1 protein-coding gene is annotated in these 464 nt (G+C 72.6%); it reads left to right on the top strand.

Going from position 1 to position 464, the window contains the following annotated elements; translation table 11 throughout:
* Positions 1–464: GAF domain-containing protein (locus tag M3677_RS17110; protein WP_251161151.1), on the top strand; the 464-nt coding region annotated here is incomplete at both ends.

Raw genomic sequence — 464 nt, 5'->3', positions numbered from 1 at the left:
ACCCGCGACCTGGTCTTCACCGCCAACCTGGGCGAGGTCAAGGACTGCGTGCGGGCCCCCGTCGCGCAGAAGGTCGGGGTCCGGTCGGGCATCTGCTTCCCGCTGCTCACCGACGGCCAGGTCACCGGCACCATGGACTTCTTCTGCCGCAAGGAGCTCACCCCCAGCCCGCGCCGGCTGGCCACGCTGCGCTGCGTGGGCACGCTCGTCTCGCAGTCCATCGCCCGGTTCGCGGCGATGGAGGCCGACCGGAAGACGGCGCAGGACGTCGCCGCGGTCACGTCGGTGCTGCAGCAGCTGACCACCGCATGCGACGCCGAGTCCGCCCTGCGCATCGCCCTGGACACCATCCGCACCGGCTTCGGCTGGGCCTACGCCTCGTTCTGGCGGGTCGACCCCACCGCGAACGTGCTGCGCTTCGAGCGCGAGTCCGGCGACGCCGGCCCGGAGTTCCGCGCCGTGAC

Origin of the sequence: Curtobacterium sp. P97 (genome assembly GCF_023712445.1) — a bacterium.
Taxonomy (GTDB): Bacteria; Actinomycetota; Actinomycetes; order Actinomycetales; family Microbacteriaceae; genus Curtobacterium.
The sequence above is the reverse complement of the archived record's forward strand: the minus strand, read 5'-3'. Positions and strand labels throughout refer to the sequence as shown.